We start from the raw sequence: 23,074 nt of genomic DNA, 5'->3' as shown, positions 1-23,074 counted from the left end.
GAGCTAAACATTGGCTGTTGTAAGTTTGAATTTTAAGCAACTGATTTTAAAACTGAATAATTCCCAGGATCTGATTTAATGGGGTATATCGTCGCATTAACCGGCGGCATCGGTAGTGGTAAAAGCACCGTTGCGCACGCGTTTGCTCGTCTCGGCATCACGATTATCGACGCCGATATCATTGCCCGTCAGGTGGTAGAACCCAATACACCCGCCTTAAACGCCATCGAAGCGCATTTTGGTCGCCGTGTGATACAGGCTGACGGCACCCTGAATCGTCGGCAGCTGCGTGAGTGCATATTTTCCGATCCGGCGGAAAAAGCCTGGCTTAATGCCCTGCTCCACCCCATTATCCACCAGGAAACTCAGCGTCAGATTGCCGCAGCCAGTTCGCCCTATGTGTTGTGGGTGATCCCGTTACTGGTGGAAAATCAGCTACAGAATAAGGCGGACAGAACGCTGGTGATTGACGTTTCCCGCGAAACGCAAATCCAGAGAACCATGGCGCGTGACCATGTTTCACGCGAGCATGCTGAACAAATTCTTGCCGCACAGGCCACGCGCGAAGCGCGCCTCGCCGTTGCGGATGATGTTATTGATAATAACGGCGCACCAGATGCCATTGCATCGGATGTTGCTCGTCTGCACGCGCAGTATCTGACCTTCGCCGCGCAGGCCGTTGCACAGGAAAAACCATAATGTCGACTCATATCCTTTTTGAGCATCCGCTTAACGAAAAAATGCGTACCTGGCTACGCATAGAATTTCTAATTCAACAACTTTCACAACATCTGCCCGTCAACGATCATGCCACCGCGCTGCATTTTTTCCGCAACGTGGGCGATCTGCTGGATGTGATTGAACGCGGCGATGTCCGCACTGAGCTGTTGAAAGAGCTGGAGCGCCAGCAGCGTAAATTACAGGCCTGGGCCGAAGTACCGGGCGTAGATAAAAGTCGAATTGACGCTTTACGCCAGCAGCTAAAAAACAGCAGCGCGACGCTGATGGCCGCGCCGCGCGTTGGACAATTTTTACGCGAGGACCGTCTGATTGCGCTGGTGCGTCAGCGTCTGAGCATACCGGGCGGTTGCTGTAGCTTTGACCTTCCAACGCTGCATATGTGGCTGCACATGCCGCAGGAACAGCGCGATCGCCAGGTGAACAGCTGGATGGGCAGTCTGGAGCCGATGAATCAAACGTTATCCCTGATCCTCGATCTTGTGCGTAACTCTGCCCCGTTCCGCAAGCAGACCAGTCTCAACGGTTTTTATCAGGATAACGGCGACGACGCCGATCTTCTGCGTTTGAATCTCTCTCTTGGCGAGCAGCTTTACCCGCAAATTTCCGGACATAAAAGCCGTTTCGCGATCCGCTTTATGCCGCTGGACAGTGAGCATGGCACCGTGCCGGAACGCCTCGATTTTGAACTGGCCTGTTGTTAAGGAGTGCCGATGTCTGACGTAACCACCGTAAACTGCCCAACCTGTGGTAAAACTGTCGTCTGGGGAGAAGTGAGTCCATTTCGCCCATTCTGCTGCAAACGCTGTCAACTTATAGACCTGGGCGAATGGGCGGCGGAAGAGAAACGCATTCCGAGCGAAGGCGATCTCTCGGATAGCGATGACTGGAGCGAAAACCAGCAGTAACATTTAAAGCCTGCTGGCGCTTCGCTTAGCAGGCCTACGGTTGTGCGACCAGCCGGAGGATCACAGGCTCATTGGCAGGCGGGAATTTTTCCGCATCGCTGGCCTGAAGCTCAATCCAGTTACCCGGCTGCCCCTCTTTTCCCCATGGCTCACCTTCCCAGTTTTCCACCAGCCAGAACCAGAGCGTGATGTGCCTGTCCGGAAACTGGTACTCCAGCTTATCGAACAGCGTTGCGTCAAGCGGGGTGATCCCCACCTCTTCCTGAAGCTCACGCGCCAGCGCCTGCTCCGGCGTTTCACCTGATTCGATTTTCCCGCCGGGGAATTCCCATTTGTTGGCCATATGCGCATCGGCGGCACGTTGGGTAATGAAGATCTGGTTTTGCGGGTTGCGAATGATCCCGACAGCAATTTGCAGTGTTTTCATCATGTCACGTCCATAAAAAAGGCGCAGATATCTGCGCCTTTTCGGTTTGTTATGTTCTTAGCTCAGGCGGCCGTGGCACGCCTTGTATTTTTTGCCGGAACCGCATGGGCACGGATCGTTACGACCGACTTTACGATCGCCCGTTTGCGCTGCGATTGCTGCTGCGGCTTCGCTCTCATCGGTCTGATGGCTCAGCTGCTGCATCTGTGCCAGACGCTCAGCTTCTTCACGACGCTGCTGCTCCATCGCTTCCACTTCTTCCGGCATACGCACCTGAACTTTGCTCAGAGTGCTGATGACTTCATACTTCAGCGACTCCAGCATGGCAGCAAACATGGAGAAGGATTCACGCTTGTACTCCTGCTTCGGATCTTTCTGCGCATAACCACGCAGGTGGATACCCTGACGCAGGTAGTCCATTGCCGCCAGGTGCTCTTTCCACAGGGAGTCCAGGGTCTGCAACATTACGCCTTTCTCGAAGTGACGCATCATCTCAGCGCCAACCACTTCTTCCTTACGCTTATAGACGTCCAGCGCGGTTTCGTAGATACGCTCGCGCAGGGTCTCTTCGTGCAGCTCAGGCTCTTTGTCCAGCCACTCTTTGATTGGCAGTTCGAGGTCGAAGTCGTTTTTCAGACGTTCCTGCAGGCCTTCGATATCCCACATCTCTTCCAGAGACTGCGGTGGAATGTGCGCGTCGATAGTGGCTTTGAACACATCTTCGCGAATGCTGTTGATGGTTTCGCTCACGTCGGACACGTCCAGCAGTTCGTTACGCTGGGTATAGATTGCACGACGCTGGTCGTTGGCAACGTCATCATATTCCAGCAGCTGCTTACGAATATCGAAGTTGCGGCTTTCTACTTTACGCTGGGCGTTGGCAATCGCTTTGGTAACCCACGGGTGCTCGATCGCTTCGCCTGGTTTCATGCCCAGTTTACGCATCATGCCGGACACACGGTCAGAGGCGAAAATACGCATCAGCGCATCTTCCATAGACAGATAGAAACGGGAAGAACCGGCATCACCCTGACGGCCCGCACGACCGCGCAGCTGGTTATCGATACGACGAGATTCATGACGCTCGGTACCAATGATGTGCAGACCACCGGATGCCAGCACCGCGTCGTGACGCACCTGCCAGTCGGCTTTGATCTGCGCGATTTGCTCCGGGGTTGGGTTTTCCAGCTCGGCCACTTCGGCCTGCCAGCTACCGCCGAGCATAATATCGGTACCACGACCCGCCATGTTGGTAGCGATGGTTACGGCAGCCGGGTAACCCGCCTGCGCAACGATATCTGCTTCTTTAGCGTGGAACTTGGCGTTCAGCACGTTGTGCTTGATGCCCGCCTTGGTCAGCTCGTTAGACACCACTTCAGATTTCTCGATGGAGATGGTCCCCACCAGAACCGGCTGGCCCTTCGCGGTACGATCGCGAATATCTTCGATGATCGCCTGGATTTTTTCCGCTTCGGTCATGTATACCAGGTCAGGCATATCCTTACGGATCATTGGACGGTTGGTTGGTACTACCACGGTATCCAGCTTATAGATGGAGCTAAACTCAAACGCTTCGGTATCTGCGGTACCGGTCATCCCCGCCAACTTCTCGTACAGACGGAAGTAGTTCTGGAAGGTGATGGAGGCCAGCGTCTGGTTTTCGTTCTGAATATCCACGCCTTCTTTCGCTTCCACGGCCTGGTGCAGACCATCGGACCAGCGACGTCCCTGCATGGTACGACCGGTGTGTTCATCGACGATGATGACTTCACCGTCTTTAACGATGTAGTCAACGTCGCGGGTGAACAGGGCGTGCGCGCGCAGTGCAGCCGTTACGTGGTGCATCAGCATAATGTTGCTCGGGGAGTACAGAGACTCGCCCTCTTCCATAATGCCTTCAGCCACCAGCAGCTCTTCGATTTTCACCAGGCCGCGTTCGGTCAGGTTGACCTGACGCGCTTTTTCATCCACGGAGAAGTGACCTTCACCCTGGAAGGTATCGGAGTCTTCTTTCTCCTGACGCAGCAGGTGAGGAATGATTTTGTCGACTTTACGGTACATCTCGGAGCTGTCTTCGGCCGGGCCGGAGATGATCAGCGGGGTACGCGCTTCATCGATCAGAATGGAGTCAACCTCATCCACCAGCGCATAGTGCAGTTTACGCTGGACGCGCTCTTCAGGGCTGAACGCCATGTTGTCACGCAGGTAGTCGAAGCCGTATTCGTTGTTGGTGCCGTAGGTGATATCCGCGTTATACGCTTCACGCTTGGCAGGTGCCGGCAGACCGGACATGTTAATGCCCACGGTCATGCCGAGGAATTCGAACAGTGGACGGTTATTTTCGGCGTCGCGTTGCGCCAGATAGTCGTTGACGGTAACAACGTGAACGCCCTTACCCGTCAGCGCATTCAGGTAAGCCGGCAGCGTTGCAGTCAGGGTTTTACCTTCACCGGTACGCATTTCCGCGATGCAGCGCTCGTTGAGCACCATCCCGCCCAGCAGCTGCACGTCGAAGTGACGCATGCCGAACACGCGTTTACTGGCCTCACGTACTACGGCAAAGGCTTCCGGGATCAGGCTTTCTAAGGTTTCGCCTTTCTCCAGACGCGCACGGAACTCCGCGGTTTTTGCTTTCAGTTCATCATCAGAGAGCTTCTCCATCGCCGGTTCCATACCGTTGATGACGTTCACAGCTTTGCGCATGCGGCGCAGGGTACGATCGTTACGACTACCAAAAACTTTGGTTAACAATTTGATTAGCATAATAAATTCTCAAACGCCCCAGTCGGGCAGATAAATTAAGGTATTGAAAAAGGGTTAATTTAGCTGAGGCGTTGAGGCCCGGCACGGATGCCGTGAACCTGGCTAATCCAGGTCGAAACAGAGAAGGATGCGGGGGAAGAAAAAGCAGTTTGCGCCGTCTGACTCACGGTCACAGGCGGCTGGTTGTCCTGCGTCAGAAGCGCATTGAGCGTATCGAGCAGAGCAAGGTGCTGAGCCTGGACCGGCAGCGTTTCTTCAGCAACAGGCATCGTCTGCGGCGCCATCGCGAACGACAGATGGCGAATAACCGTGCGAATCGCGTGTTGCTGCCAGTAATCAACGGAGAAATTGGGACGACGGCTGGCTTCAAGCCATGCGAGATTAGTGAAGTTAACCCGCGTGGTGAGATCGTGCTTGGTCGTCGTGGAACGTGCTGGGGTTGCCGCGTCTGCGCTGTTGCTGAGCACAGGCAAGCCGAGACTCGCCGCGACCATCCCCAATAAGAGATGCGGCCAGAAGTAACGTCTGCCAAATTGTCGCCAGCGCGTCAGTATTCCGCTCACTTGCTCCACCACGTTCGCCCGCCAGTGCAGGCTGAGTTCAGTTATTCTTTTTTAGCGCCCAGATATTACCACTAAAGCCAATACACGACAGCAGGAATGACACCTTGCAGCAGGTAAAAACGGTCATTAATGCAGCGAACACACCGTTATTTGGCACCCAACACAGGCCAGGGGTGAGAGAGACAAATCCAGAAAGGGCAGAAATAAAAACGACTGGCTTCCCTGGTCGGAGAGAGTACCAGGTGAACCAGTCGCTTTTCTTACGAAACGGCTTTAACCGTTACGCCAGGACCATAGTCGGGGCTTTGAACGCCAGCGGCAGTTCAGCTTCGTCTTCGAAGGTCACATATTCCCAGGCTTCCTGTTTTGCCAGGACGGCCTGCAACAGTTTGTTGTTCAGTGCATGACCGGATTTAAACGCGGTAAAGGCACCAATGATGTTGTGACCACACATGAAGAGGTCGCCGATCGCGTCCAGCATTTTGTGACGAACAAATTCATCTTCAAAACGCAGACCGTCTTCGTTCAGTACGCGATAATCGTCAACAACGATGGCACAATCGAAGCTGCCGCCCAGGCACAGGCCACGGGATTGCAGATATTCGATATCACGCATAAAGCCGAAGGTACGTGCTCGGCTGATCTGACGCATGAACGCATCCGCAGAGAAGTTCATCGCATAGCGCTGGGTGCTGGAGTCAATCGCCGGATGGTTAAAATCGATGGTGAAGTCCAACGAGAAACCATTGTACGGTTTGAATTCAGCCCATTTGTCGCCATCTTCGACGCGAACGGTCTCTTTAATGCGAACAAATTTCTTCGCGCAGTTCAGTTCTTCGATGCCGGCATCCAGCAACAAATAAACGAACGGAGCAGCACTCCCGTCCATGATCGGGATTTCTGGCGCATCGACTTCAACCATAATGTTGTCGATACCCAGACCCGCCAGGGCGGCGTTCAGGTGCTCTACGGTAGAAATCCGCACGTCATGCTCGTTCACCAGACAAGTACAGAGCATAGTATCACGCACAGATTTGGCATCGGCCGGAAAATCTACCGGTGGATTCAAGTCGGTGCGACGATAGATGACCCCGGTATTGGCCGGCGCAGGGCGTAACGTCAGTGTGACTTTCTTGCCGGTATGTAAACCGACACCCGTCGCCTGAACGATACGTTTAAGTGTCCTTTGTTTGATCATCGTATAATCTCGCCAAATTAACTATCCAACCGAGAGTGTATATCACTAACGGTGGGCCAGTTTAGCACAAAGAGCGCAAATCCCCAAATTCCAGCCAATTCTTAGTCAGCTTGCTTACGCAGGAACGCCGGGATATCCAGATAATCTGGCTCTTTTGCCGTTTGTGGAGTCGGGTCGTTCACCACTTTCGCAGCCGGTTTTTGCTCCTGAGTCAGAGGCGACATACCGTGCTGCTGGTAACGATCCATCACCGGCTGCTGAGTCTGTTTGTTGGTCACGAGGGTGATCTCAGGACGCTTGTCCATACCGATACCGGTGGCCACAACAGTCACACGCAGTTCGTCGTTCATTTCCGGGTCAAGGGACGTACCGATAACAACGGTCGCGTTGTCAGAGGCGAATGCACGGATGGTGTTACCCACGGTTTCGAACTCATCCAGACGCAGGTCAAAGCCAGCGGTAATGTTGACCAGCACGCCGCGCGCGCCAGACAGATCGATATCTTCCAGCAGTGGAGAAGAGATCGCCATTTCAGCGGCTTCTTCCGCACGGTCTTCACCGCTCGCCACGCCAGAGCCCATCATCGCGTAGCCCATCTCGGACATCACGGTGCGAACGTCTGCAAAGTCAACGTTCATCAGGCCAGGACGGGTAATCAGTTCAGCGATACCCTGAACCGCGCCTTTCAGCACGTCGTTTGCCGCGCCAAAGGCGTCCAGCAGAGAGATACCGCGACCCAGCACTTTCAGCAGCTTGTCGTTCGGAATGGTAATCAGAGAGTCCACGTGCTTGGACAGCTCGGTGATACCCTGCTCCGCGAAAGCCATACGCTTCTTACCTTCAAAGTTGAAAGGCTTGGTCACGACAGCAACGGTCAGAATACCTAAATCTTTAGCGACTTCCGCCACAACGGGTGCTGCACCGGTACCTGTACCGCCGCCCATACCCGCTGCGATGAAGACCATGTCTGCACCGTCCAGTGCAGCGCGCAGCGCTTCACGATCTTCTTCAGCCGCGTTGCGGCCCACTTCCGGGTTAGCCCCTGCTCCCAGACCTTTGGTGATGCCACCACCGATCTGAATCGTCTGGCCAACAGCCGTTTTACGCAGCGCCTGCGCATCGGTGTTCACCGCGAAGAATTCAACACCTTCGATGCGCTCGCGCACCATGTGCTCTACGGCGTTACCGCCGCCGCCACCGACGCCGATGACTTTAATCACCGCGTCGTTGGTTAATTCCATAGGTTCAAACATAATCTCTCTCTCTCCGTTGTGCCTGTCGCCCGAGACCGCTAATTCTCTCCGGTCTCTTAAAAAATTAAAATTCTTTTCGCAACCAGGTGTTAAGTCGTTTGACCCACGACCCCACCGAGACGCGTTTTTCCACCTCTGCCTCACCACTTAAATGGGATTCTTTCCCGTAGTGCAGCAGGCCCACCGCCGTTGAATAGTACGGCTCCTGAGCATAATCCGTTAAACCGGTAATATTCAGCGGCGCACCAATACGCACCTGCGTATGGAACACGCGCTGAGCGCAGGCCGCAAGACCTTCAATTTGCGCTGCCCCGCCGGTTAATACAATCCCCGCTGCGAGATGATGTTTCACACCCTGCTGGCGAAGCTGTTCCTGTAACTGCAAAATCTCTTCGTTGACCAGGTTGAGCAGCTCGGTATAACGCGGCTCAATTACCTCTGCCAGCGTCTGGCGTTGCAGGCTGCGCGGCGGTCGACCGCCTACGCTCGGCACTTCAACGCTCTCGTCTTTGCCGACGATAGAGCCCAGCGCGCAACCGTGGCGCACTTTAATCGCCTCTGCATCGCTCGGTGGCGTACCAAAGGCGTAAGCGATATCGCTGGTCACCACATTCCCGGCGTACGGGATCACTTTGGTGTGGCGCAACGCACCGCCGGTATAGACAGCCATGTCCATTGTACCACCACCAATATCGACCACACAGACGCCCAGTTCACGTTCGTCTTCGGTCAGCACGGAATAGCTCGCGGCAAGTCCGGCGAAAATTAGTTGGTCAACTTTCAGGCCACAACGTTCAACGGCTTTTACAATGTTCTTCGCCATATCGTTGTGACATGTGATCAGGTGCACTTTTGCCTGCATACGTACGCCCGACAGACCGACCGGATTCTTGATACCTTCCTGGTAGTCGATCGCGTATTCTTGCGGGATCACATGCAGCACACGGTGCTCGTCGCGAACACGCACAGATTTCGCCGTGTGGACAACGTTCTCAACGTCTTCCTGCGTCACTTCTTCTTCAGAAATCGGCACCATACCGATTTCATTCTGGCAGCTGATGTGCTTACCAGAAAGAGCCAGATAGACAGAGGAAATCTGGCAATCTGCCATCAATTCAGCCTGGTCGATGGCGCGCTGAACGCATTTCACCACCGACTCAAGGTCGTTTACCCCACCTTTATCCATACCACGGGAAGGGCAGCTGCCCACGCCAATGATATTGACCATACCGTCGGGCAGAACTTCCCCTACCAAAGCGGCAACCTTCGCGGTGCCAATCTCCAGTCCTACTACCAATTTTCTGTCCGTCGACTTGATCATTGTTGTTCTGCCTGTACCTGTGCCTGATTTTGTTGCTGATTAGGTTCCTCGACCGGAGCCGGCTCCCAACCGACTGCTGCGCCTGAGTCATAGCGCAAATCAACGTAGCTTATCCGTTTGCCATCCGTCTGCGCCTGCTGCTGTAAAACCGGGTAAAGTTCTACAAAACGCGCCAGACGTTTCATTGTGTCGCCGCGGCCAAGATTGAGCTTAATGCCATTCGTTAAGGTCAGCTGCCAGGAACGGCGCGCCGTCATCGCAGCATCTTTTAACGTAAAGCGATCCTTAGCCAGCACCTGCCCCATCTCACGAAAACCCTGCAATACTTCGTTTTCGCTGCCTTCCGGGCCATACAACATCGGTAAATTCTGCTTGTTGACACGATCGCTCGGGACGCTGAACGAATTTCCGTCTACGTCAACCATATGCTGATCATTCCAACGCGCAATCGGCACATATTCAACCAGATGAATCTTCAATTCATCAGGCCATTGCTTTCTGACACTCGCCTGTTTTATCCACGGCAGACGTTCAATCTGACTCTGGATAATGTTGACGTCCTGCGTCATAAAGGTGCCAGGCGACCCCAGCGCCAGAATTGACTGGCGAATGTCATCGTTACGCGTGTAGTGACGCTCTCCGGTCACTACCAGCTTCGACAGCGGCAACCGCTGTGCGTCTTCCATCCAGCCCAGCACCATCCAGCCGCTGATAAACACGGTGCACAGCACCCCGAGCAGGAAGATAATCCCTGCAAGACGCGTTCCATTACTCCGGCGCGAAGAAGAATATTCTTCTTCGTCATCGCGGTTGCGCGTGTTCAACGCAGCCTGAGACATATCAGCCCGCCTGGTCCAGAATACGTACGACTAATTGCGAGAAGCTCATTCCCGCCTGACGCGCCGCCATCGGCACAAGGCTATGGCTGGTCATACCCGGAGACGTGTTTGCTTCCAGCAGATAAAATTGCCCGTCACCGTCAAGCATCACATCAATTCGTCCCCAGCCTCGGCATCCCAAAACATTCCAGGCTTTAAGCACCAGAGACTGTAATTCCGCTTCACGTTGTGCTTCAAGACCAGCTGGGCAGAAATATTGCGTCTCATCAGAGAGATACTTCGCCTCATAATCATAGAAGACTCCGGCGGGTTGGATGCGAATTGACGGTAAAATTTCTTCACCAAGCATCGCGACGGTAAATTCCGGCCCGCTAAGCCATTTTTCAATCAGAACTTCTTCATCATGTTGAAATGCCAGAGCTAAAGCGTCAGCCAAATCTACAGCTTTATCAACTTTGGACATTCCCACGCTCGACCCTTCACGGCTAGGCTTCACAATAACCGGTAAGCCCAGTGACGCAATGCGTGTATTAACGCTGTCCGACAAGCCCAATTCAAATTCACGGCGCGTCAGTGCAACCCATGGCGCAACGGGCAGACCCGCCCCCTGCCACAGCAGTTTGCTGCGCAGTTTATCCATGGAGATAGCGGATGCCATCACGCCACTGCCGGTGTACGGCATACCGATCAGCTCCAGCAGCCCCTGCAACGTGCCGTCTTCACCGCCGCGACCATGCAACGCGATAAAGGCTTTATCGAAGCCCATCGCTTTCAGCTGCGTAACGTCCACCTCTTTCGGATCAACCGGATGCGCGTCCATGCCACCTTCACGCAGGCCCGCCAGCACGGCAGCGCCCGAATTCAGAGAAACCTCGCGTTCGGCGGAAGTGCCGCCAAACAGGACAGCAATCTTATCAGCCATGACGCTCGTCCTCCTGAGTTTGCGGCTTCAGTTTGATTTCAGCTAAGGTACGGGCGATTTTGCCGATATTTCCCGCACCCTGAATCAGGATCAGATCGTTACCCGTCAGGACCGGGGCAAGCATTTCAGCTACCTGCACCGGGTCGGGGACCAGGATAGGGTCCACTTTACCGCGTCCGCGGATGGTACGACATAAAGACCGACTGTCCGCGCCCGGAATCGGCGCTTCACCCGCGGCATAAACATCCAGCATCAGCAGGGTATCGACCTGCGAAAGGACGTTGGCAAAATCGTCATACAGATCGCGGGTACGTGTGTAACGGTGCGGCTGGAAGATCATGACCAGATTCTTTTCCGGCCAACCCGCGCGTGCCGCTTTGATGGTTGCGTCCACCTCCGTCGGATGGTGACCGTAGTCATCGACCAGCATCGCAGAACCTGGCTTACCGTTTACTGGCTCCAGTGGGAACTCACCCAGGAAGTCGAAGCGACGGCCCGTTCCCTGGAAGCTTTCCAGCGCGCGCAGGATCGCCTCATCATCAATGCCTTCTTCCGTTGCAACAGCCACCGCCGCCGCCGCATTCAAGGCATTGTGACGTCCCGGCGCGTTCAGGGTGACATGCAGGAGCTCTTTATCCTGGCGTGCCAGGGTGAAATGTCCCTGCGCACCAATCTGCTTATAATCTTCCACGCGTACATCAGCGTCTTCGCTGAAGCCGTAGGTGGTAATTTGACGCCCGACGCGCGGCAGCAGCTCGCGGATCACCGGGTCGTCCACGCACATCACCGCACGGCCATAGAACGGCAGGTTGTGCAGGAAGTTAATAAAGGTCTGCTTTAAGTTCTCGAAGTCGCCCTGGTAGGTATCCATATGGTCAGCTTCGATATTGGTGACGATAGCCACCATTGGCTGTAGATGCAGGAACGACGCGTCGCTCTCATCCGCTTCCGCAATCAGATAACGGCTGTGGCCCAGACGCGCATGCACGCCAGCGGCTTTCACCAGACCACCGTTAACGAACGTTGGGTCGAGACCCGCTTCCGCATAAATGCTGGAGACCATCGCTGTTGTTGTGGTTTTACCGTGCGTACCGGCCACCGCAATGCCGTGACGGAAACGCATCAGTTCAGCCAGCATTTCCGCGCGACGGATCACCGGAATGCGCGCCTCATGCGCCGCAACGATTTCCGGGTTATCCGCGGAGATCGCGCTGGACACTACAACCACGCTCGCATCGCTCACGTTTTCCGGGCGATGATTGAAATAGATAGTCGCCCCCAGCGACGCCAGCTGCTGCGTAACAGGGTTTGGCGCCAGGTCAGACCCGCTGATCTGATAGCCTTCGTTAGCTAACACTTCGGCAATACCGCCCATGCCAGCACCACCGATGCCGACAAAGTGAATGTGCCGGACGCGACGCATCTCGGGCACGATAGAACGCAGTTTTGCCAGTTGTTGTGTATTCATTCTCTAAACGCCATCGACTACTTCAAAAAAATCGTGCAGCGCAACACGCGCTGCGAGAATTATGCCTGGGCTGCCAGGCTCACTTCTTTTGCCACCCGTTCCGTTGCATCCGGGATAGCGGTCGCGCGTGCGCGTTGCGCCATCTCCAGTAATACATCCCGGTTCCAGCCCGCCAGGGTAGTGGCGACCGCATCAGCGGTAAATTGTGGCTGCTCAAAAATCTTCGCGGCACCCGCTTTCTCAAGCGGCAGCGCATTCCAGTACTGCTGTCGGTCTTTGTGCTGGAACGGCACAAACAGCGCCGGCAAACCGGCGGCGGCGATTTCGCTCACCGTCAGCGCGCCCGAGCGACAGACCACGACATCGGCCCAGGCATAGGCTGCGGCCATATCATCAATAAATTCAGTCACTTTATGCTGCGGCTGACCTTCCTGCGCGTAAGCCTGCTCAACGCTCTGCTGAGCGCCCTTCCCGCTCTGGTGCCAGATGGTCACCGCATCACCCAGTTTTGCCGCAACCTGTGGCATCGTCTGGTTTAAAATACGTGCGCCCTGTGAACCGCCGACAACCAGCACGCGCACCGGCCCTTCGCGACCCGCCAGACGCGTATCTGGCAGCGGCAGCGCCAGCACGTCCACACGCACCGGATTCCCTACGACATCCGCTTTCGGGAATGCCCCGGGGAAGGCCTGCATAACTTTGGTGGCGATTTTTGCCAGCCATTTGTTGGTCAACCCGGCAATACCGTTCTGCTCATGCAGAACAACAGGGATGCCCAGTGACCACGCCGCCAGTCCTCCCGGACCGGAAACGTAGCCGCCCATGCCCAGAACGACGTCAGGCTTAAAGCGCTTCATAATGTCGCGCGCCTGACGCCAGGCATTGAAAATGCGCACCGGCGCCAGCAGCAGCGCCTTGATCCCTTTGCCACGAAGGCCAGAAATACGAATAAAGTCGATCTCGATACCGTGTTTAGGTACAAGGTCGGCTTCCATGCGGTCTGCGGTTCCCAGCCAGCGTACCTGCCAGCCCTGTTCCATTAAATGGTGCGCAACCGCCAGTCCCGGGAACACGTGTCCGCCGGTCCCGCCTGCCATCACCATTAACCGCTTCGGTTGATTCATCGTGAACCTCGTGTAAACGCCTGAGCTTTCTCCAGACGCGTTTCATAATCTATGCGTAACAAAAACATGATGGCCGTCGACATGATCAACAGACTCGAACCACCATAACTGATCAACGGCAACGTCAGACCTTTGGTCGGCAGCATACCCGCTGCGGCCCCAACGTTTACCAGTGCCTGGAAGCTAAACCAGATACCAATTGAGCAGGCCAGGAAACCGGAGAAGCGGTGATCGATCTCCAGCGCTTTACGGCCAATCGACATGGCGCGGAAAGCGACGAAGAATACCATTAATAGCGCCAATACCACACCGATATAACCCAGTTCTTCCCCAATAATGGAGAAGATGAAGTCGGTATGCGCCTCCGGTAAATACTCCAGTTTTTGCACCGAGTTGCCCAGGCCTTGGCCCCAGACTTCGCCGCGGCCAAACGCCATCAGCGACTGTGTCAGCTGATAACCGCTGCCGAACGGATCTTCCCATGGGTTCCAGAACGAGGTCACACGGCGGATACGGTATGGTTCGGCGAGGATCAGCAGCACCACCGCCGAAATCCCCATCCCGATGATGGCAATGAACTGCCACAGTTTTGCTCCCGCCAGGAACAGCATCGCCAGCGTAGTGACAAACAGTACGACAACCGTACCGAGATCGGGCTGCGCCAGCAGCAGGATCGCAAGCACCAGAATCACGCCCATCGGTTTTAAGAAGCCGCGCAGGTTGTTACGAACTTCGTCGACTTTACGCACCAGGTAGTTTGCCAGGTAGCAGAACAACGAAAGCTTGGTGAACTCTGCAGGCTGAATACGCAGCGGACCAAAGGCGATCCAGCGTGATGCCCCGTTAACGGAGCTCCCGACGACCAGAACGATCAACAGCATGATGATTGAGGCGATAAGCATGGCCGTACTGTGCCGCTGCCAGAACGACATCGGCAGGCGTAAGGTGATCATCGCCAGGCAGAACGCGAGAATGATGTACAGCCCGTCACGCTTGGCAAACAGGAACGGATCGTTTGCCAGACGCTGTCCGACAGGCATCGACGCCGAGGTGACCATAATAAAGCCGGTCGCTGCCAGCCCCAGCGTGAGCCAGAACAGCGTGCGGTCGTACATAATCAGGCTGTCGGAATCTTTATCCCGTGAAGCCATCACCCAGCCTTTCAGCGCCGTAAACAGCCATACCAGGATACCAAACCCTGGCAGACGCGGCATTTTCAGGCGAGGGAGAGATAAACGCATCAGCCTAACTCCTTCGCCAGGCGGGTAAAGACATCGCCCCGCTGTTCGAAATTCTTAAATTGATCGAGGCTGGCACAGGCTGGCGAGAGCAGCACCATATCGCCGGGCTTCACGCGGGGGGCGATAAGGCGCATCGCCTGTTCCATGGTCTCGGTTTGTTCGGCGACCTCAGGACGCAACGCCGCAAGCTCGCTGCCATCGCGGCCAAAGCAATAAAGGCGCACGTTATCACCGTTGAGGTACTGCTTCAGCGAGGAGAAATCGGCTGATTTACCGTCGCCGCCCAGCAGCAGATGCAGTGTGCCTTCAACGTGCAGACCGTTCAATGCCGCCTCGGTGCTACCCACATTGGTCGCTTTGGAATCGTTAATCCAGCGTACGCCGTTGTGTTCCAGCGCCAGCTGAAAACGGTGAGCCAGGCCGGTAAAGGTGGTCAGCGCCTTCAGGCTTGAAGATCGCGGCAGGCCAACGGCATCCGCCAGCGCCAGCGCCGCCAGGGCGTTGGTGTAGTTATGCTGGCCGGAGAGCATCATCTCTTTCACGTTCAGCACCTTCTCACCTTTCACCCGCAGCCAGGTTTCGCCCTGCTGGCGGTTAAGGTGATAGTCACCCATGTTAATACCGAAGCTAATGCAGCGATCGTCTGCGCCACGCACCGGCATGGTGAGTGCATCATCGGCATTCACCACGCAGACTTTGGCATTTTCATAGACACGCAGCTTGGCCGCGCGGTACTGCTGCAAGCCGAACGGGTATCTGTCCATATGATCTTCGGTGACATTAAGGATCGTCGCTGCCGCCGCATGCAGGCTTGAAGTGGTTTCCAGCTGGAAGCTGGAAAGCTCAAGTACAAACAGCTCACACCCTTTATCGAGCAGCATCAACGCGGGCAGACCAATGTTACCGCCCACGCCGACATTTTTGCCCGCCGCTTTCGCCATCTCACCCACCAGGGTGGTGACGGTGCTTTTACCGTTTGAACCGGTAATGGCAACGATCGGGGCCTGCGCCTCCCGGCAGAACAGTTCGATATCGCCAACAATCTCAACGCCTGCATCCGCCGCGGCACTCAGCGAAGGATGCGCCAGCGCCATGCCCGGGCTGGCAACAATCAGATCGGCGACCAGCAGCCACTCATCATTTAGACCACCCAGGTGGCGTTCAACCTGCTCCGGCAGCTTGTCCAGACCCGGCGGAGAGACGCGCGTATCCATCACGCGCGGCGTCACGCCACGCGCAAGGAAAAAGTCCACGCAGGAGAGGCCGGTAAGGCCCAACCCGATGATAACGACTTTTTTGCCCTGGTAATCTGCCATGATTAACGTACCTTCAGCGTTGCCAGGCCAATCAGCACCAGCATCAGCGAAATAATCCAGAAGCGCACAATGACGCGCGGCTCCGGCCAGCCTTTCAGTTCATAGTGGTGGTGAATCGGTGCCATACGGAAGATGCGCTGGCCGCGCAGCTTGAAGGAACCGACCTGCAAAATCACCGACAGGGTCTCAACCACAAACACACCGCCCATAATCACCAGCAGGAACTCCTGACGCAGCAGCACGGCGATAATGCCCAGCGCGCCGCCCAGCGCCAGTGAACCGACGTCGCCCATAAAGACCTGCGCCGGATAGGTGTTGAACCACAGGAAGCCCAGCCCCGCGCCGACAATCGCCGTACAGACGATCACCAGCTCACCAGCGTGTCGCAGGTACGGGATGTGCAGGTAGTTTGCAAAGTTCATGTTACCGGTCGCCCACGCCACCAGCGCGAAACCGCCCGCGACAAACACGGTTGGCATGATGGCCAGGCCGTCCAGACCATCGGTCAGGTTGACGGCGTTGCCGGTGCCGACGATCACAAAGTAAGCCAGCAGAATGTAGAACAGCCCCAGCTGCGGCATCACGTCTTTGAAGAACGGCACCACCAGCTCGGTGGCCGGGGTGTCTTTTCCTGCCAGGTAAAGCGCGAAGGCCACACCCAGCGCAATTACCGACATCCAGAAATACTTCCAGCGGGCGATCAAACCTTTGGTGTCTTTGCGCACGACTTTGCGGTAGTCATCAACAAAACCGATGATCCCGTAGCCAACCAGAACAGTCAGCACGCACCAGACGTAGGGGTTAGACGGATAAGCCCACAGCAGAACGGACACCACAATCGCGGTCAGGATCATGATCCCGCCCATGGTCGGCGTACCGCGCTTGCTGAAATGCGATTCCGGACCATCGTTGCGTACAACCTGGCCGAAAGAGAGTTTTTGCAAACGGGCAATCATGCGCGGGCCCATCCACAACGAGATGAACAGCGCAGTCAGCAGGCTGACGATGGCGCGAAACGTCAGATAGGAAAAGACGTTAAAGCCTGAATAATATTTGACCAAATGTTCGGCCAGCCAAACTAACATGTCCCGTTCTCCTGTAATGCGTGCACAACCTCTTCCATGGCGGCACTACGTGAACCTTTAACTAAAACAGTCACAATCTGTTTTTCTGTAATCAATGCCTTCAGGCGTTCGATCAGTGCAGATTTATCGGCAAAATGTTCGCCAACTTCACTGGCATCGGAAATGGCCTTGCTCAGCGTGCCTGCGCTCAGTACGCGGTCAAGCCCGGCAGCTTTCGCCGCTTCGCCAACCTGTACGTGGCAGGCTTCGCTTTCATCACCCAGCTCGGCCATATCGCCAACAACCATCACGCGATAGCCCGGCATCTCAGACAAGACCTGCACGGCCGCCGTCATGGAGCCGACGTTAGCGTTGTAGGAGTCATCCAGCAGGAGTTTGTTTTCAGCCAGCTGGATCGGGAACAGACGCCCCGGCACGGCTTTTAAATTTGCCAGACCAGTTTTTATCGCAGCATGTGAGGCCCCTACCGCCATTGAGAGCGCTGCCGCAGCAAGCGCATTGGCGATGTTATGACGACCCGGCAGAGGCAGCAGCACGTCGATGTCGCCCGTTGGGGTCATGAGGGTGAACTCGGTGCCGTGTGACGTCACATGAATGTTGGTCGCCGAAAAATCACTGTTTGCCGCATTCGGGGAGAAGCGCCAGGTTTTGCGTGAACCAATGATGCTCTGCCAGTTCAGCCAGTCATTGTTATCGGCATTCATAATGGCGATGCCGTCATCCGGCAGGCCGGTATAAATTTCACCTTTCGCTTTCGCCACACCGGCCAGCGAACCAAAACCTTCAAGATGTGCCGCCGCCAGGTTATTCACCAGCGCCGCTTCCGGACGCGTCAGGCTCACGGTCCAGGCGATTTCGCCCTGATGGTTAGCCCCTAACTCAATCACCGCATATTCATGCTCGTGGGTCAGGCGCAGCAGCGTCATCGGTACACCGATGTCATTATTAAGGTTGCCCGCCGTATAAAGCGTGTTTCCGCACTGGCTAAGGATCGCCGCCGTCATCTCTTTAACGGAGGTTTTGCCCGACGAGCCCGTCAGCGCCACGACGCGTGTTGGCACCTGCTGGCGAACCCATGCCGCCAGCTCACCAAAGGCCAGGCGCGTATCTTTCACCACAATCTGCGGCAAATCGATATCGAGCTTACGGTTGACCAGCAGCGCACCCGCGCCGTTATCTTTAGCCTGCTGCGCAAAATCGTGGGCGTCAAAACGTTCACCCTTCAGCGCCACAAACAGGCAGCCCGCCGTCACCTTACGGGTGTCGGTGGTCACAGCCTCGATGGTCAGATCCTGACCATGCAGCATCCCCTGCAATACCGCAGCGGCCTGGCTTAACGTAATGCTAATCATGCCACCACTCCCAGCAGACGCGCTGCCGTCACGCGGTCTGAGTAATCCAGACGACGATTGCCGACGATCTGATAATCTTCATGACCTTTACCGGCCAGCAGAACCACATCGTTCTCCTGCGCCTGCATAATGGCGTTAGTCACGGCCTCCGCACGGCCTTCGACCACGCGCGCACGACCCGCATCCAGCATGCCCGCCAGAATGTCGTTGATAATGGCCCTCGGCTCTTCGGTACGCGGGTTGTCATCGGTCACCACGGGAATATCCGCGAACTGCTCAGCGATGGCGCCCATCAGCGGACGTTTGCCCTTGTCGCGATCGCCACCGCAGCCAAACACGCACCAGAGCTTGCCAGCGCAGTGCAGACGCGCCGCTTCCAGCGCTTTTTCCAGCGCATCCGGCGTGTGGGCGTAATCCACGACCACCGTCGGCTTGCCCGGCGCGCTAAACACTTCCATGCGGCCACAGACCGGTTGCAAACGCTCAGCCGTTTTCAGCAGATCCGCCATCGGGTAATCCAGCGCCAGCAGCGTCGCCAGCGCCAGCAGCAGGTTACTGACGTTGAAAGCCCCCATCAGGCGGCTTTCAATTTCACCTTCGCCCCAGGTGGAAGCAAAGCGGATCGTCGCCCCGCTATCGTGGTAGTTTACTTCCACTGCCTTCAGCCAGCGGCCACGACAGTTCGGATTAATGCGATCTTCCATCGACACCGCCACCGCATCTGGCAGTTTTTCCAGCCAGCGGCGACCGACTTCGTCGTCGGCGTTAATGATCGCCTGCCCGTGGTGGTGAGTGGAATAAAGCAGCCATTTCGCCGCTTCGTAGTGCTCCATATCACCATGATAATCAAGGTGATCGCGGCTCAGGTTTGTAAAGACAGAGGCGGCAAATTTCAGTGCCGCCACGCGATGTTGTACCAGACCATGGGAGGAGACCTCCATCGCCGCGAAGGTCGCCCCCTGCTCTGCAAGGCCTGCCAGCACACGCTGCACGTCAACCGCCGAGCCTGTAGTGTTTTCCGTCGGGCTTACTTTGCCCAGAATACCGTTCCCCACCGTGCCCATGACGGCACCGGTTTCACCCAGCAGCTGAGCCCACTGCGCCATCAGCTGAGTGGTGGTGGTTTTTCCGTTGGTTCCTGTCACGCCAACCAGCTTTAACTGGTCGGAAGGTTCGTTGTAAAAACGTCCTGCCAGCGCGGAGAGACGCTCATTCAGCTGGCTGAGATAGATGACCGGCACGCCGTGCATTTCACGGATCTCACCGTCTGTTGCCTCATCTTTGGCCTCAGCAATAATGGCAGCAACACCTTGCGCAATCGCCTGCGGGATATAACGACGCCCGTCCGCCTGATGACCTACCACTGCCACAAAAAGATCGCCAGAAGCCGCTACGCGGCTATCCAGTACCATCTCTCGCAGTGCTCGCGCAGGTAGCATAGGCACCCACGGAGCAAGAAGGTCGCGCAAATTACGATCTGCCACCTGTTCCCTCGCCTTGATTAATTACAAATTCACTTTTTTCGCCCGTCGCCAGCGCATCCGGTTCAATGTTCATGGTGCGCAACACGCCGCCCATAATAGCCCCGAACACAGGCGCGGAGACGGCGCCGCCGTAGTATTTACCCGCCTGCGGATCGTTGATGACGACCACCAGCGCAAAACGCGGATTGCTTGCAGGCGCTACGCCTGCGGTATAGGCAATGTATTTGTTGATATAGCGGCCGTCCGGCCCCACTTTTTTCGCTGTACCGGTTTTGATGGCGATACGATAGCCCTTAATCGCGGCCTTCACGCCACCACCACCGGGCAGCGCGACGCTTTCCATCATATGTACGACGGTACGAACGATAGATTCCGGGAAAACACGTTCCCCCGGTACCGGTGGATCAACTTTGGTGATCGACAGCGGGCGATAAATGCCATAGCTGCCAATCGTTGCGTAGACTCGCGCTAACTGTAAGGGAGTTACCATTAGCCCGTAGCCGAAAGAGAAGGTGGCCCTCTCTATGTCAGACCACCGTTGTTTTTGAGGATATAAGCCACTGCGTTCTCCGACCAACCCCAAATTGGTCGCCTTTCCCAGCCCAAAACGTGAGTAAGTATCTACTAACGCTGAGGACGGCATCGCTAACGCCAGTTTTGACACACCGACGTTACTCGACTTCTGTAAGACCCCGGTCAGGGTCAGTTCGCTGTAACGTGCCACGTCTTTTATTTCGTGGCCGTTAATTCGATAAGGGATCGTATTCAGAACGGTATTTTCGTTGACGATGCCCCGCTGTAGAGCCGTCATCACCACCATAGGTTTTACGGTTGAACCGGGTTCAAACACATCGGTGATGGAGCGGTTACGCATCGCATCTTTTGCTGTACCGGCAAAATTATTCGGGTTGTATGAGGGACTACTGGCCATCGCCAGCACTTCACCTGTCGCCACATCCACCAGCACGGCACTGCCCGATTCCGCCTTGTTAAACGCGACGGCGTTGTTCAGCTCACGATAGACCAGCGCCTGCAAGCGCTCATCAATACTCAGGGCCAGGTTGTGCGCGGCCTGGCTGTCTGTCGAGGAAATATCTTCAATGACGCGACCATAGCGGTCTTTACGCACGATTCGCTCGCCAGGCTGGCCGGTAAGCCACTTGTCGAAGCTTTTTTCAACGCCTTCAATCCCCTGGCTATCCACGTTGGTGAAGCCAATCAGGTGCGCGGTGACTTCGCCGGAAGGATAATAACGGCGGGATTCTTCCCGCAGATGAATGCCGGGCAGCTTAAGTTTTTTAATGTAATCAGCCATGTCAGGGTTCACCTGACGGGCAAGATAGATGAAGCGCCCTTTCGGGTTGGCGTTAACGCGTGACGCCAGCTGATCCAGCGGCATTTTCAACGCGTCTGAGAGCGCCTTCCAGCGGTTATCAAGGGTGATCCCGCCTGCGTCATGCAGCTCTTTAGGATCGGCCCAGATCGCCTTCACCGGTACGCTCACCGCCAGCGGGCGGCCGGAGCGGTCGGTGATCATCCCACGAGAGGTAGAAACTTCCTGCACGCGCAGAGAACGCATATCCCCCTGACGCACCAGCATGTCAGGCGCGATGATTTGTAGCCACGCCACGCGTCCCAGCAGGAAACCCAGCGCCAGTAAAATGCAGCCGCAAAGCAACGCAAAACGCCAACTGATAAAGTTGGCCTGTTCTTCCTGGCGTTTTGGTTTTAGCGTTTTTGCCGCTGCTTTCATGCGTCGCGTTTTCCCTTATTTTTGTACTACGATATTTTCCTGCGAAGGATCAACATGCTGTAATTGCAGTTTTTCCGTTGCGATCCGTTCAACCCGGCTGTGATCGCCGAGCGCGTTTTCTTCAAGGATCAGATTTCGCCATTCAATATCCAGCGCATCGCGTTCCAGTACCATCTGTTCACGCTGCGCAGTTAATAAACGGGTATGGTGAGCGGTGGTTACCACCATGACTGCCGTCACAATGATGCAAATGAACAAGCAGAGTGGCAGCTTCCCAAACCGCAAAAGATCGTCGCCGATCACGCCAGGCAAGGCATGGCGCTCGTTGCTTCCTAACGATCCCTTAACTTTGCTTAGGGTCTCTGTCACTCTGCTGATCATGCGTTCGTCCTCTCTGCAATACGCAGCACTGAACTACGGGCACGTGGATTCTCTGCCACCTCTTCTTCGCCCGGCATCAACTTGCCTAATGCTCGCAACTGACGGCCTCCCAGCTTTCTGAGTTGTTCTTCCGTCATCGGCAGCCCAGCTGGAACCTGCGGACCGCGGCTCTGTTCACGCATAAAGCGCTTAACGATGCGATCTTCCAGCGAATGGAAGCTGATGATGGATAACCGCCCACCCGGGGCCAGCACGTCGAGCGAGCTTTTTAGCGCCAGCTCTATTTCCTCCAGTTCACTGTTTACCCAGATACGAACCGCCTGGAAGGTACGGGTCGCAGGATGTTTGTGCTTGTCCTTCACTGGCGTTGCCGCCGCGATGACTTCTGCCAGCTCTTTGGTACGGGTCATTGGCTCAACGCGGTTGCGCTCCACGATGGCGCGCGCAATACGTTTGCCAAAGCGTTCTTCGCCGAAGGTTTTGATCACCCAGGCAATATCCGCTTCGTCAGCAGTTTGTAACCACTCGGCGGCAGACTGGCCGCGGGTGGGGTCCATACGCATATCCAGCGGACCGTCGCGCATAAAGGAGAAGCCGCGTTCTGCATCATCAAGCTGTGGTGAAGAGACGCCAAGATCGAGGAGGATCCCGTCGATTTTGCCGGTCAGGCCGCGCTCGGCGACATAATCCGCAAGCGCAGAGAAAGGTCCATGCACGATGGAAAAGCGAGGGTCATCGATGGTTTGCGCAACGGCAATCGCCTGCGGATCGCGGTCAATTGCCAGCAGGCGCCCTTCCGCTCCAAGCTGAGAGAGGATCAAACGCGAGTGGCCACCGCGACCAAAAGTGCCATCAATATAGATGCCATCTGGACGAATATTCAGGCCGTTAACGGCCTCATCCAGCAGCACCGTTGTATGTTTATAATTTTCCATCAT

At 55.8% G+C, this 23,074-nt stretch carries 21 protein-coding genes; 3 read left to right on the top strand and 18 right to left on the bottom strand.

Going from position 1 to position 23,074, the window contains the following annotated elements; genetic code table 11:
* Positions 1 to 78 precede the first annotated feature (78 nt).
* The 3 genes from coaE to yacG are packed head-to-tail and all read left to right on the top strand — an operon-like array spanning position 79 to position 1,646.
* The gene (gene coaE / locus HWQ15_RS12150; RefSeq protein ID WP_022647053.1) at positions 79 to 699 is read left to right on the top strand and encodes a dephospho-CoA kinase; all 621 of its coding nucleotides are present in this window, start codon (positions 79 to 81) and stop codon (positions 697 to 699) included.
* Positions 699 to 1,442 carry a cell division protein ZapD gene (zapD, locus tag HWQ15_RS12145; RefSeq protein ID WP_022647052.1) on the top strand — a complete coding sequence of 248 codons (744 nt, stop codon included), beginning with the start codon at positions 699 to 701 and terminating at the stop codon, positions 1,440 to 1,442. Before coaE ends, zapD begins: the two co-directional genes overlap by 1 nt.
* A 9-nt stretch (positions 1,443 to 1,451) precedes the next feature.
* Entirely contained in the window at positions 1,452 to 1,646 is a 195-nt protein-coding gene (gene yacG / locus HWQ15_RS12140; protein ID WP_003856332.1) for a DNA gyrase inhibitor YacG, read from the top strand.
* A 34-nt stretch (positions 1,647 to 1,680) separates the two neighbouring features.
* Here the strand turns inward: yacG and mutT are convergent, their stop codons facing one another.
* The 18 genes from mutT to rsmH form a co-directional block, all read right to left on the bottom strand.
* Positions 1,681 to 2,073 (bottom strand): 8-oxo-dGTP diphosphatase MutT, encoded by a 393-nt coding sequence (gene mutT, locus HWQ15_RS12135; protein WP_063148829.1) that lies wholly within the window; start codon positions 2,071 to 2,073, stop codon positions 1,681 to 1,683.
* Positions 2,074 to 2,130: 57 nt separating this feature from the next.
* Positions 2,131 to 4,836: a preprotein translocase subunit SecA gene (gene secA / locus HWQ15_RS12130; RefSeq protein ID WP_022647050.1), complete on the bottom strand. Its 2,706-nt coding sequence runs from the start codon at positions 4,834 to 4,836 to the stop codon at positions 2,131 to 2,133.
* Positions 4,837 to 4,895: 59 nt separating this feature from the next.
* Positions 4,896 to 5,399: a secA translation cis-regulator SecM gene (secM, locus tag HWQ15_RS12125; RefSeq protein ID WP_032625592.1), complete on the bottom strand. Its 504-nt coding sequence runs from the start codon at positions 5,397 to 5,399 to the stop codon at positions 4,896 to 4,898.
* 280 nt (positions 5,400 to 5,679) lie between these two features.
* Positions 5,680 to 6,597 carry a UDP-3-O-acyl-N-acetylglucosamine deacetylase gene (lpxC, locus tag HWQ15_RS12120; RefSeq protein ID WP_003856337.1) on the bottom strand — a complete coding sequence of 306 codons (918 nt, stop codon included), beginning with the start codon at positions 6,595 to 6,597 and terminating at the stop codon, positions 5,680 to 5,682.
* Positions 6,598 to 6,698: 101 nt separating this feature from the next.
* Entirely contained in the window at positions 6,699 to 7,850 is a 1,152-nt protein-coding gene (gene ftsZ / locus HWQ15_RS12115; RefSeq protein WP_022647048.1) for a cell division protein FtsZ, read from the bottom strand.
* Between the two features lie 64 nt (positions 7,851 to 7,914).
* Positions 7,915 to 9,171 carry a cell division protein FtsA gene (gene ftsA / locus HWQ15_RS12110; protein ID WP_003856340.1) on the bottom strand — a complete coding sequence of 419 codons (1,257 nt, stop codon included), beginning with the start codon at positions 9,169 to 9,171 and terminating at the stop codon, positions 7,915 to 7,917.
* Entirely contained in the window at positions 9,168 to 10,010 is an 843-nt protein-coding gene (gene ftsQ, locus HWQ15_RS12105; RefSeq protein WP_003856342.1) for a cell division protein FtsQ, read from the bottom strand. The genes ftsA and ftsQ overlap by 4 nt, the downstream gene beginning before the upstream one ends.
* A 1-nt stretch (position 10,011) precedes the next feature.
* The gene (locus HWQ15_RS12100; protein ID WP_063148761.1) at positions 10,012 to 10,932 is read right to left on the bottom strand and encodes a D-alanine--D-alanine ligase; all 921 of its coding nucleotides are present in this window, start codon (positions 10,930 to 10,932) and stop codon (positions 10,012 to 10,014) included.
* Entirely contained in the window at positions 10,925 to 12,400 is a 1,476-nt protein-coding gene (murC, locus tag HWQ15_RS12095; protein ID WP_022647046.1) for a UDP-N-acetylmuramate--L-alanine ligase, read from the bottom strand. Before murC ends, HWQ15_RS12100 begins: the two co-directional genes overlap by 8 nt.
* A gap of 59 nt (positions 12,401 to 12,459) precedes the next feature.
* Positions 12,460 to 13,524 (bottom strand): undecaprenyldiphospho-muramoylpentapeptide beta-N-acetylglucosaminyltransferase, encoded by a 1,065-nt coding sequence (murG, locus tag HWQ15_RS12090; protein WP_023299322.1) that lies wholly within the window; start codon positions 13,522 to 13,524, stop codon positions 12,460 to 12,462.
* Positions 13,521 to 14,765, bottom strand: a complete 1,245-nt coding sequence (gene ftsW, locus HWQ15_RS12085; protein WP_022647044.1) for a cell division protein FtsW — start codon at positions 14,763 to 14,765, stop codon at positions 13,521 to 13,523. The genes murG and ftsW overlap by 4 nt, the downstream gene beginning before the upstream one ends.
* Positions 14,765 to 16,081 (bottom strand): UDP-N-acetylmuramoyl-L-alanine--D-glutamate ligase, encoded by a 1,317-nt coding sequence (gene murD, locus HWQ15_RS12080; protein ID WP_023299321.1) that lies wholly within the window; start codon positions 16,079 to 16,081, stop codon positions 14,765 to 14,767. Before murD ends, ftsW begins: the two co-directional genes overlap by 1 nt.
* A gap of 2 nt (positions 16,082 to 16,083) precedes the next feature.
* A complete protein-coding gene (gene mraY, locus HWQ15_RS12075; protein ID WP_003856353.1) occupies positions 16,084 to 17,166 on the bottom strand; it encodes a phospho-N-acetylmuramoyl-pentapeptide-transferase in 1,083 nt (360 codons plus the stop codon).
* A complete protein-coding gene (murF, locus tag HWQ15_RS12070) occupies positions 17,160 to 18,518 on the bottom strand; it encodes a UDP-N-acetylmuramoyl-tripeptide--D-alanyl-D-alanine ligase (RefSeq protein ID WP_038415337.1) in 1,359 nt (452 codons plus the stop codon). Before murF ends, mraY begins: the two co-directional genes overlap by 7 nt.
* The gene (gene murE / locus HWQ15_RS12065; protein ID WP_032625481.1) at positions 18,515 to 20,002 is read right to left on the bottom strand and encodes a UDP-N-acetylmuramoyl-L-alanyl-D-glutamate--2,6-diaminopimelate ligase; all 1,488 of its coding nucleotides are present in this window, start codon (positions 20,000 to 20,002) and stop codon (positions 18,515 to 18,517) included. Before murE ends, murF begins: the two co-directional genes overlap by 4 nt.
* Complete coding sequence (ftsI, locus tag HWQ15_RS12060) at positions 19,989 to 21,755, bottom strand: peptidoglycan glycosyltransferase FtsI (RefSeq protein ID WP_022647040.1); 1,767 nt, start codon at positions 21,753 to 21,755, stop codon at positions 19,989 to 19,991. Before ftsI ends, murE begins: the two co-directional genes overlap by 14 nt.
* Positions 21,756 to 21,770: 15 nt before the next feature.
* On the bottom strand, positions 21,771 to 22,136 hold the full coding sequence (gene ftsL, locus HWQ15_RS12055) for a cell division protein FtsL (protein WP_003856363.1): 366 nt from the start codon (positions 22,134 to 22,136) through the stop codon (positions 21,771 to 21,773).
* Positions 22,133 to 23,074, bottom strand: coding sequence for a 16S rRNA (cytosine(1402)-N(4))-methyltransferase RsmH (gene rsmH / locus HWQ15_RS12050; protein WP_003856366.1), 942 nt, complete (start codon positions 23,072 to 23,074; stop codon positions 22,133 to 22,135). Before rsmH ends, ftsL begins: the two co-directional genes overlap by 4 nt.

Origin of the sequence: Enterobacter sp. DSM 30060 (assembly GCF_013375955.1) — a bacterium.
GTDB classification, from domain to species: domain Bacteria; phylum Pseudomonadota; class Gammaproteobacteria; order Enterobacterales; family Enterobacteriaceae; genus Enterobacter; species Enterobacter intestinihominis.
This window is presented reverse-complemented; position numbering and strand designations above follow the sequence as displayed.